Source organism: Nonomuraea sp. NPDC004186 (assembly GCF_053603495.1).
Genome location: NZ_JBSGFQ010000011.1, coordinates 165,608 through 175,814, shown reverse-complemented (window position 1 = coordinate 175,814; position 10,207 = coordinate 165,608). Strand labels below are relative to the sequence as shown.

Sequence of the window (10,207 nt, the reverse complement as noted above, 5' to 3'; positions counted from 1 at the left end):
GCCGCCACCGGCAGATGCGGCTCGATCAAAGCCCACTCGGCATCGGTCACATCGAAGCGCGCCACATCCGAGTTCTACCAGCCACGGCCAGCCCAACACCGACCCTCACCAAGATCCGAACCCCAAACAGCTCCTAGGTGACGAAGCCGCCGCGGCGCAGCGGCCCGCGCCGCTCCGACCGGGAAGCCAAGCAAACCCGCAGCTCACGACCGTGAACGGAGTATCGACACCCTTCACGCGAGCGCACGGTGAGATCCGCGGTGTGAAAGAGTCTTGGGTCCGATTTGCGAGGACGATAGAGTCTGGCCCTGAGGCAGAGCCGTGCCGGGGTTGAGGAGGGGGATGTCCATCACGCCCTTATCCCTGCCGCAGCCGCCTGCGAAGGCGCCGGAGTTCGGACGAGACGCGCTGATCGTGTGCGAGAGCCTGGTGCGGATCTACCAGTCCGGGTCGGTCGAGGTGCAGGCACTGCAGGGGCTGGACCTGGTCGTGGACAGCGGGGAGATGGTGGCCGTCGTCGGAGCGTCCGGGTCGGGGAAGTCGACGTTGTTGTCCATCCTGGCCGGGGTCGACGCTCCCACCGCCGGGCGGGTGCGGGTCGATCAGTGGAATCTGCTGGACATGTCGCGGGCCGATCGTGTCCGCTATCGGCGGCACACCGTGGGACTCGTACGCCAGCAGACGGCCGCCAACCTCATCCCGTACCTGACCGCGCGGCAGATGGTCGACCTGCCGATGACAGCGGCCCGCACTCCCGGCCGGGTACGCCGCAGGCGCGCTGCCGAGTTGCTGGACCTGCTCGGCGTCGCCGAGTGCGCCGAGCGGCGGCCCGCGCAGCTGTCCGGCGGGCAGCAGATGCGGGTGGCCATCGCGGTGGCCCTTGCCAACGAGCCCAGGGTGCTGCTGGCCGATGAGCCGACCGGGGAACTGGACAGCGCCACATCGGCCGCGGTGTTCGGGCTGTTACGGGAGATCAACCGGCGGCTGGGCGTCACCGTCGTCATCGTGACCCACGATCCCGCGGTCAGCGGGCAGGTGGAGCGGACGGTGGCGATTCGCGACGGGCGCACGAGCAGCGAAGTGTTGCGGCGTACCGCTACCGGAGATGACGGCGCCCCGCAGGTGATCGCCGAGGAATACGCGGTGATGGACCGGGCAGGGCGGATTCAGGTGCCGCGCGACTACCGGGAGGCGCTGGCGTTGACGCGACGGGTCCGGCTGGTGCTGGAAGCCGATCACGTCGCGATCCGTCCCGACGGCGGCGGGGCCGGATGAACGGCGGGCTCCTGGTCAGCGTGCGTGGCGTTCATCGCCGGTACGGCAGCGGGGCGACCGCCGTGCACGCGTTGCGGGATGTGACGTTCGAGCTCGCGGCCGGCACCATGACCGCCCTCGTCGGGAGGTCCGGCTCCGGCAAGACCACGCTGCTCAACATCATCGGCGGCCTGGACCGCCCGGACTCCGGAACGGTCCTCGTCGACGGAACGGACATCACCGCCCTCGACGAGGACGGCCTGTCCCTGCTACGGCGGGAGAAGGTCTCGTACGTCTTCCAGACCTTCGGCCTGATCCCGGTGTTGTCGGCCGCGGAGAACGTGGGCGCCCCGCTGCGGCTGGCCCGCGTACCGCCGGTGGAGCGTGAGCGGCGGGTCGCGCTGCTGCTGGAACTGGTCGGACTGGCCGCCCATGCCGAGCAACTACCCGCTGAGCTGTCCGGCGGGCAGCAGCAGCGGGTGGCGATCGCCCGGGCGCTGGCCGCCTCGCCCCGGCTGCTGATCGCGGACGAGCCGACCGGGCAGCTGGACGCCGAGACCGGTCTGTCGGTGATGGCACTGCTGCGCGGGGTGGTGGAGTCCGAAGGGGTGACGGCGCTGGTCGCCACGCATGATCCGACGATGCTCGCGCTGGCGGATCGGGTGATCCGCATCAACGACGGGCATCTCGACGAGCATCCCGGCATGCGCTCTGATGGGCGGCTCGACGGACGCTCCAACGGTCAGGGCGATTCGTGATCAGTAAGAGCTGGCCGTGCTGAGGCTGGTCGCCCGGCGAGCCCGTGCGCAATGGCCATTGCTGGCAGCCCTCCTGGCCGTCGCCGTGGTCGGCCCCACGCTGCTGGGCACCTGCGCCCTCCTGCTCACCCGTACCGCCGAGCAGGCGCTGGAGACTGCCGCCTCTCGCGCCACCTCCGACCAGATCGACGTCACCGCCTACACCGTCACCATTCGCGGCGAGCACGCGAGATCCGTCGCCGACGACACCCTCGGCGTGCTGACCTCGGCCCTCGCTCCGTTCGCGACAACGACGGCCGCGCGCGCGTCGTCCGCGATGCGGTCGCTCCCCAGCGCCGGTGTTCCGGCTGTGGCGTACCTGTCGGGGATGGAGGACCTGCCGGCCCGCACCCGGCTGGCCGCCGGACGCCTGCCGCGGGCGGGTGTCGCGCCGACGGAGGCCGTTGTCCTGGAAAGCACCGCACGGCAGCTCGGCCTGACTGTCGGCAGCCGGGTCCGCCTCGGCAGAGAGTTGGCCGACGATCCCGACCAGAGGATCGAGGTGAGCGTGGTCGGGGTCGTACGCCCGCTGCCGGGCACCGGCTGGGACCGTGACCCCCTCGCCGCCACCGGATACGATCCGGCCTACCGCGACGGCCGCTCCGCACAGCCGGTTCACGCGTACGGGCCGTTCATCGTCGACCTCGCCGACCTGCTCGGCGGCGGCTCCACCCTCGACCGGCTGGAGATCAGCGCCCACCCCGACCTGTCCGCCCCCGCCGGCCGTGACCTCGACACCGTCACCCAGGCCGTGCTCGGCGCCGACCGCCGGCTGGGACAGACGCTCGGCGACCGGGTACGGATCCAGCGAGTCGCCTCCCGATTGCCCTCGACCCTGCTGGCCGCCCACGATCAGCAGCGGGTCACCACGGCCGCCGTGCTCGCCGTCGCCGCCATCGGCCTCGTCCTGACCGCGACCGCCCTCGCCCTCGCCGGTCGGCTCAGCGCCGGTGTGCGCAGCGACGAGACCGCCCTGCTGGCCGCGCTGGGCGTCGGCCGCGGTCAACTCGCCACCGCCGCGCTCGTCGAGGCCGGCGCGCTCGCCGTGCTCGCCACCGCGGTCGCGATCCCGGCGTCGTCCGCCCTGCACGCCGGGCTGACCCGGCTGCCGCCCATGGCCGGGGCCGGGCTCGCCACATCTTTCGGCGTGAACGCCGTACAGGTGCTGTCCGTCGCCGGCGGCGCGCTGACGCTGGCGGTGGTGCTCGTCGTGCCCTCGCTGCGGACCCCTTCCGGAGGTGTACGCGGGCGGCGGGATCTGCTTGCCCGATCTGGCGCCGACCTGCTGCTCGTGGCGCTCGCCGCCGTCGGCTGGTGGCAGTTACGCGATCAGCCGACCGGTTCAGGGTCTCCCGTCGACGCCGTACGAGTGCTCGCTCCCGCGCTGCTGCTCATCGCCGGATCCGCGGTGACGTTGCGCCTGGTGTGGCCCGCGTTGCGCGGTGTGGAACGGCTGGCCGGCCGGGCTCGCGGGCTGATGGTTCCGCTGGCCGCGTTCGAAGCCGCCCGCAGGCCACAAGCGGTCGCGGCGGGGCTGCTCATCGGGCTGGGCTGCGCGGCGGCCACGTACGGGATCGGGTTCGACGCCACGTGGCAGCGCTCCCAGCAGGACCAGGCCGATCTGTCCGTCGGCACCGATCTCGCGCTCACCCTCACCGCCCCGCCCGCCGCCGGGCAGGGCCCGGTGGTCGGCGCGGCCAGCGGGGGAGAGGTGAGCCCGGCCACCGATCGTGGCGTCGCGGTCGGGCAGTGGCTCGGCGGCGCCGGTGACCCGCCGCGGCTGATCGCCGTGGACACCACTCGTGCCGGGGCGCTGCTGCGCGGACGGCTGAACGACGGACGCACCTGGAACGCTGTGGGCGCCGGTCTCGCGCCGCCGACGCGCGCCGCCGGTGTTCCCGTCCCGGCCGGAGCCGCGCTCTCCCTGGTCGCCAACGCAACCGGTACGACGCCGCTCACCGTGACGCCCCGGCTGCTGTTCCAGGATGCGACAGGGCTGCGTACTCCTTGCACTGGTGAACCCATCCCGCTCGACGGCAAAGCGCATCCGCTGCCGGACTGCGCGACGGCCGAAGGGCTCCGGCTGGTCGCGGTGTCCCTTCCGTTCGCGATCGCAACGGGGAACGTGGGCACCGGCCACTCCGATGCCCTGGCGGACCCCCCGACGGGGGACAGCCGCGTCGCCGTGACTCTCACCGTGGCGGGAACAGCCTCTGGGGCATCGCCCTGGACCGCCACCTCAGCCGGGCCGGCCCCCGGGCAGCTCGGCAATCCGGCCGTCGCCCTGACCAGCACCCCCGCGGGTACCGAGCTGAGGATGACCACGACCGTCGCGCTGAAGGGCCCGCCGGACGCAGCCAGGAACCTGGTCGCCACTGCTTTCCCGGCCCCGGGACCGGTGCCCGTCGCCGTCTCCGCCCGCTTCGCCGACGAGGTGGACGCCCGGCGCGGTTCCCGGCTCGACCTCACCGTCGGCCTCACCCCCGTACAGGTCAGCGTGGCCGAGGTGCTGCCGGCCGTGCCGTCCGCTCCGGGTGCCGCGGCCATCCTGGCCGACTTCGACGCCCTCTCCCGTGCCCTCGCCGTCAGCGGCGACTTCGACGTGCCCGTGGACGCGTGGTGGGTCGGCCATCCCGCCAGAGGTGATGCGGCCGATCTCCGCCTCGGCAGCGTCACCACGCGCGCGTCCGAGACCGCCCGGCTCACCGGCGGCCCGCTGCGGGCCGGGCTCCCGGCCGTGCTCCGGCTGCTCGTACCGGCCGCAGTGCTGCTGATGATCGCCGGAATCGTCCTGCACGTGACGTTCGACCTGCGGGCCCGCGCGGTCGAGATGGCGCGCCTGCGGGGTCTCGGGATGACCCGGCGCGAGATCCGTACCGTGCTGCTCGGCCAGCACGTCGGCATCCTGCTGCCGCTGCTCGCGGCGGGCGCGGTCGTCGGCGCGCTGGCCACCCGCGTCGTCGCGCCTCTGCTCGTCCGCTCCGACACCGGCGCCGCTCCCGTCCCCGAGGTTCTGCCCGTCTGGCCGTGGGCCGCCGAGGCCGCCCTGCTCACCGGGCTGCTGGCCGGGTGCGCGCTGGCGGTGAGCGCGGTGGTCGTCGTCCAGGCCCAGCTTGCCGATGCCGCGTATCTGCGGGTGGCGTCGTGAGGATCCCGGCACCGCACTGGCCCAGCGTCGTCGGCCGCGCCCGCGCGGACGCCGGGCCGCTGCTCCTGGCCGCCGTCGTGGTGGCGGTCGTCACGCTGCTCGCCGGCGCGATGCCGCCGACGTTGTCCGCGACCGCCGACGCCGCCGTACGGGACGCGGTACGCAGGACCGGCGGCGACCTTCAGGTCCACGCCCGCATGGAAGGCGACGACGGGCCGAACGGCAGCCGCGTCCGGCACCCCCGCCTCGCCGAGGACGTCGACGACTTCCGAGCCAGGGCGACGGACGAACTCGGCCCCGGCCTGCGCGCCGCCCTGCGTCCACCCGTCGGCACCGTCACCAGCCCCACCCTCAAGATCACCGATGGCAGCGTGCTGCGTACGTTCCAGCTCGCCTATGTGGCCCGCGACGGTGGGCCCGACGTGACCTGGATCGCGGGCGGCCCGCCCCGGCCCACCGCCTCCGCGACGGCGGAGGTTCCCTACGGCGCGCCGCCGTGGCCGGTGCAGGTGGGCCTGTCGGAGGCGGACGCCGCCGCTCTCCAGCTCCGTCCCGGCTCCCGCCTCCCGCTGGCAGACGACCAGGGGAATGTCAAGAAGGTCCAGGTCAGCGGCATCTTCCGGCCTCGGGACAGCGCCGATCCCGCCTGGCGGCTCCTCCCCTCGCTGCTGAGTCCCGTCGCCGGCGCGGACGGCACGGGAAGCACCCGGTTCGCCGGGCTGCTGTCACGCGACTCGCTGCCCGACGCCCGGCTCGCCTTCGGCCAGGACGAGTTGCGGCGTACCGTCTGGTTCACGCCCGAACCGACCCGGCTCACCTGGGACGAGGTCCCGTCGGTCGCCGCGAAGGTGGTCGCGCTCAAGGCGGCCTCCGGCTCCTCTGGCGCCCGGGACGGCTCGCTGAAGTGGGAGACCCGGCTCGACGGGGTGTTGCGGAACGTGAGCTCCCAGGTCGACGCCGCGTCCGCGCAGGCGTCCATCCTGCTCATCACCCTGCTCGCCGTCGCGGTCCTGGTACTGCTGCTCGCGGCCGACCTGCTGGTGCACCGCCGTGCTCCCGCCCTGGCCGCCGCCCGGCAGAGAGGGATGTCGCTACCGGTGATCGGTGGCGAACTGCTGCTCGAATCCACCGTGATGGCGCTGCTGGCCGCGGCGGCCGGGCTCGGTCTGGCCCGGGCCGTCGCGCCGGGGGCCTCCTGGGAGTGGGTGGCTCCCGTGGTGGTCACCGCCGTCGCCGCCGGACCGGCGTTCGGCACGCTCACCGCCGCCCGCGCCACCCGGGATCGCCGCGTCCCGGCCAACCGGAGTGCGCGGCGGTGGGTGCGTAACACCGTACGACTGCGGCGGGCCGCCCTTGAGACCGGGGTGCTGGCGGCCGCGTCCGGCGCCATCGTCGCTCTGTACCAGCGTGGAGTCGGTGGCGGGGTGCTGCCCGCGAGCGCGCCTGCCCTCTGCGCGCTCGCAGGCGCGCTCGTGCTGGCGCGGGCGCTGCCCCTCGTGATGCGCTTCGTGCTCAAGCGGCTTCTGCGGTCGAGCCGGCCGCTGGCGGTGTTCGGGGCCGCGAAGGCGGCGGCGACCTCGGCCCGGGTGCTGCCGCTGCTGGTGCTCGTGACCTCCGTGGCCTTGACCTCGTACGCGCTTACCTTTGGCGCCGCTGTCGGCCACGGGACTGCGGATGGGCCGCTGGCCTCGGGGCTCCTGCGGTTGGCGTGGGTCTCGGCTGTAACCCTGCCGGTTCTGGGCCTGCTGGGACTCGTTCTCGGCACGGCAGCCGGCGCGCCGGAGCGATGGCAGACCCTGACCCGGCTGCGCACCCTCGGACTGCGGCCCCGGGAGGCTCGCTGGGTCGCCGCGGGAGAACTGCTGCCGCCGGTGGTGGTCGCCGCTGCGGGCGGTCCGCTGCTCGGGGTGTTGCTCGCCCGCCTGACGTTCGGCTCGCTCGCCCTGCGCCTGCTCACCGGCGCCGATCCGGCCCTGGCGTTGCCGTGGTGGGGGCTCGGCCTGGTGGCGGTCGTGTTCCTGGCGGCGGTCGCCGTCATGGTGCCCGTCGAATCGGCGCTACGCCGCCGACGACGGCTGAGCGAGGTACTCCGCGCGGGCGACAGCTGAGCCGGCCGACTGCCGGCGAACATGACGGCCCCTGCGCGAGCCTGCTCTCGCCAGGCGAGCACGCCGGCCGTGACGGCCGTCTCCGACAGGTTTCCTGGCCACCGATGGCGCGATCGCACAGCCGCCGTTCGTATCGGCTGTGCAACCTCTCCGACACCCCTCCACACGCAGGACATGCCGCCTGCGACGTGCCCGTTCTGGCCTGGATCCGTACCGACTCACCGGAACGGAAGACTCGCTCGATGCGGACACCGGCCAAGTGGGGGAGGAAGACTTCCAGCAGCTCAGGGACGATCACCAAACATGATCAACAAGGCGCAGGCCGAGTCCACGGGAAGATCGCGATGGTTGTCGTAGAGACCACAGGCGGGTGTCACACCCCTGGAAGAATTCGTGCCCCGTGTAGACGACGCAGGACCGCGGGGCACACGTCTGGAGTACTTCGGACGCATACGCCGAAGCCGCCAGGTTGTCGAAGGTGGTGGTGGTTGCGTCGTCGTCGATGTACGCGCCCAGATGCGGCCAGGTCTCGGCCGGAAACGCCCGTGCCAGGGACACCTCGGTGCTGAAGTCGTTCACCGTGATCGTGGCCGTGCTCGCACCGGGTCGCACGCTGACACCCATTCGGTACCGGCCCGTCTCGTTTGGCTCCGCGGCAGCCGGCCGGCGGCGCGTCCAGCCGTACAGCGGACGTGTCCAGCCACAGTGACAGCACCCCAGGGTGACCCTGATGGTTAACCTGCGAATACCACGGTCGCGGAGTGGGTGCCTCGTACCAAAGGCCTCGGTGAACACGCAGATCACCGGGAATGATGCCGCGCTCACATCACCGCTCCCAAGAGCGCACTCGTGTTGATCAACTCGCCTCGCCCGGCCGGCGCCAGCAGACGACCGCCGGTCACCGCGCAGGCCACCAGCCACGGGGACAACGCGTCGACGACGAAGCTCCTGGCGAAGCGCCGCCCCACGGCCATGGACACGGCGACGACGGCGGCCACCGCGTCGGCGAACGCGGTCTTCGTCGCCGCGGGTCGTCCGTCAGGCAAAGGCCGCCTACGAGTCGTTGCGCGATCAGCCGGAGACCGACCCGCACGCGCTGATGGTCGTCGGGCACAGCGAGGGCGCGATGACCGCGCTGCTGCTCGGCGGCACCGTCCACCCGCGCCCGACCGGCCTGGCGCTGCTGCAACCGCAGGCGATCCGCATGCTGGACCTGGTCGCGCTGCAACTGCACGCCCAGATCGCCGAGGCGACCCGGCAGGGTCAGTTCACCCCGGAGCAGCAGCGCGCGATCGATGCGGCGATCGACGCCGCCGTCACCGCCCTGCGCGAACACCGACCGGTCGACACCACCAACCTGCCGCCCGCCATCGCCAAGCTCTTCGAGGCCTTCCAAGGGGCGAGCGGCCGGTTTGTGATCAGCGACGACGCCGTCTACCCGCCTGACTCCGCCGCGGCCCTGCGGCCGTGGACCAGGGTACTGCTGACCTGCGGCACGAACGACGCCCAAGTCCCTTGCGCTACAACGGACGCCCTGACCGCCGCCCTACGCCGCGCGCACGTCGGCGGACCGGGCCGGGTGCCACTGCCCGGAGTGGACCACCTGCTGCACGACGCCGACCACCCGAATACCCCCGCCCCGGCTGTGCTCGACGCCTTGCACCGGTTCGCGGGGCGCTGAGGTAGACCGAGGACGAAACCCCGAACCCGTGCGAGACGGGACAATCGGCCGACAGGCAGCGATCATGAGGCGGTGCCGTCCGTACGACCAAAGCCTTGCCGGAGTGGGGGCCGCCACCAGTCAAAGCGGCTGGTACTCACACGTGGTAGGTGTCTTCGAGTACCAGCCGCTCAGCTGTTGATGTTGCCCATGTAATCGCTGGATGTGGACGGCCACGATCTTGTCCAGGCGGGCGGCCACCCCGGTCCAGGCAAGCGGCCATGAGATCTCATTCACCGCTGGCCTTGACCATGTGTGCGTGGCGCATGAGGCGGTGGCGGTGGGCTTGGGGATGATCGTGTTGAACCCGGAGGGATGGATGTTGATGGTGATGGCGAGAGGTGGTGTTGGTAGGCGGCATCGACCGGGCGGTACAAGGCTTCGGTTGTCTTGTGGCTGAGCGGGAGCAGGCCGATGTCGTCGATCGCGAGGAGGTCGGATCGGCAGAGCTTGGTGATGGTGCGGGCGACGGAACTGTCGGCCTTGGCCCGGCCGATGGTGATGGCCGCAACGACCTCGGGCACTCCGGAGCACCTGTTGTCGGGCGATCCTCGAGCGCTCCCGCGCTTTAAGCGCCACGTTTCCAGCAGCCTTTGGTGATCGTTTAATCTTTTGGGATGGCGGACATGTCTCAAGGTCTCGTATTGCCCACTGCCCTGGCCGAGGTGGCTCAGGTTGGCTTCGAGTGGGAGTGGGATGAGGAAGCCGACGAGGCTCGCGGCTGTGACTTCGAGCTATACGATCAGTTCGAGGAGCCCGATCGGACGGCGTGGTGGTTCCAGCTGTGGACCGGCAACCAAGAGGTCGATGGTAGCGAGTTCCGCTTCTTCGGCGCGACCGGGACGGGTGACTACACCGGCTTCTGGCTGGTACGGCCTGATGTGGCGATCACCGACCAGCCCGTTGTCTACATCGGTTCCGAGGGTGAGCGCGGTGTGATTGCCCGGGACCTTGGTGATCTCCTCTGGCTGTTCGCCGCTGGTCTGGGTCCCGCGGAGGCATTCAGTGATCCCGACTTGCCTGCGGAGCCGAATGAGGCCTTCCATGCGATCGCTGAACGACACGCACCCGGTCGCCGCCGTGCCCCCGCCCAGATCGTGGCTGCCGCACGAGCAGAGTTCCCGCATTTCTCGGAACTCGTCGATGCGATGTGCCGCTGAGTACGACTCGCTTGGCCTTG

At 71.9% G+C, this 10,207-nt stretch carries 7 protein-coding genes; 6 read left to right on the top strand and 1 reads right to left on the bottom strand.

Annotated features, from left to right (window positions below; translation table 11 throughout):
• Window positions 1-342: 342 nt before the first annotated feature.
• From ACWEPL_RS12330 to ACWEPL_RS12315, 4 genes are read left to right on the top strand one after another with little or no spacing between them, the layout of a single operon-like run.
• Window positions 343-1,275, top strand: coding sequence for an ABC transporter ATP-binding protein (locus ACWEPL_RS12330; protein WP_319709680.1), 933 nt, complete (start codon window positions 343-345; stop codon window positions 1,273-1,275).
• A 20-nt stretch (window positions 1,276-1,295) separates the two neighbouring features.
• Entirely contained in the window at window positions 1,296-2,012 is a 717-nt protein-coding gene (locus ACWEPL_RS12325; RefSeq protein WP_452436092.1) for an ABC transporter ATP-binding protein, read from the top strand.
• Window positions 2,013-2,028: 16 nt separating this feature from the next.
• Window positions 2,029-5,199 (top strand): FtsX-like permease family protein, encoded by a 3,171-nt coding sequence (locus ACWEPL_RS12320; RefSeq protein ID WP_452436091.1) that lies wholly within the window; start codon window positions 2,029-2,031, stop codon window positions 5,197-5,199.
• The gene (locus ACWEPL_RS12315) at window positions 5,196-7,307 is read left to right on the top strand and encodes an FtsX-like permease family protein (protein ID WP_452436090.1); all 2,112 of its coding nucleotides are present in this window, start codon (window positions 5,196-5,198) and stop codon (window positions 7,305-7,307) included. Before ACWEPL_RS12320 ends, ACWEPL_RS12315 begins: the two co-directional genes overlap by 4 nt.
• Window positions 7,308-8,128: 821 nt before the next feature.
• On the opposite strand, the gene ACWEPL_RS12310 is transcribed toward ACWEPL_RS12315, so the two are convergent.
• Window positions 8,129-8,353: a hypothetical protein gene (locus ACWEPL_RS12310; protein ID WP_452436089.1), complete on the bottom strand. Its 225-nt coding sequence runs from the start codon at window positions 8,351-8,353 to the stop codon at window positions 8,129-8,131.
• A 17-nt stretch (window positions 8,354-8,370) separates the two neighbouring features.
• On the opposite strand from ACWEPL_RS12310, the gene ACWEPL_RS12305 reads away from it, so the two are divergent.
• Entirely contained in the window at window positions 8,371-8,988 is a 618-nt protein-coding gene (locus ACWEPL_RS12305) for a hypothetical protein (protein WP_452436088.1), read from the top strand.
• Window positions 8,989-9,644: 656 nt separating this feature from the next.
• Entirely contained in the window at window positions 9,645-10,187 is a 543-nt protein-coding gene (locus ACWEPL_RS12300) for an SMI1/KNR4 family protein (protein WP_452436087.1), read from the top strand.
• Window positions 10,188-10,207 lie beyond the last annotated feature (20 nt).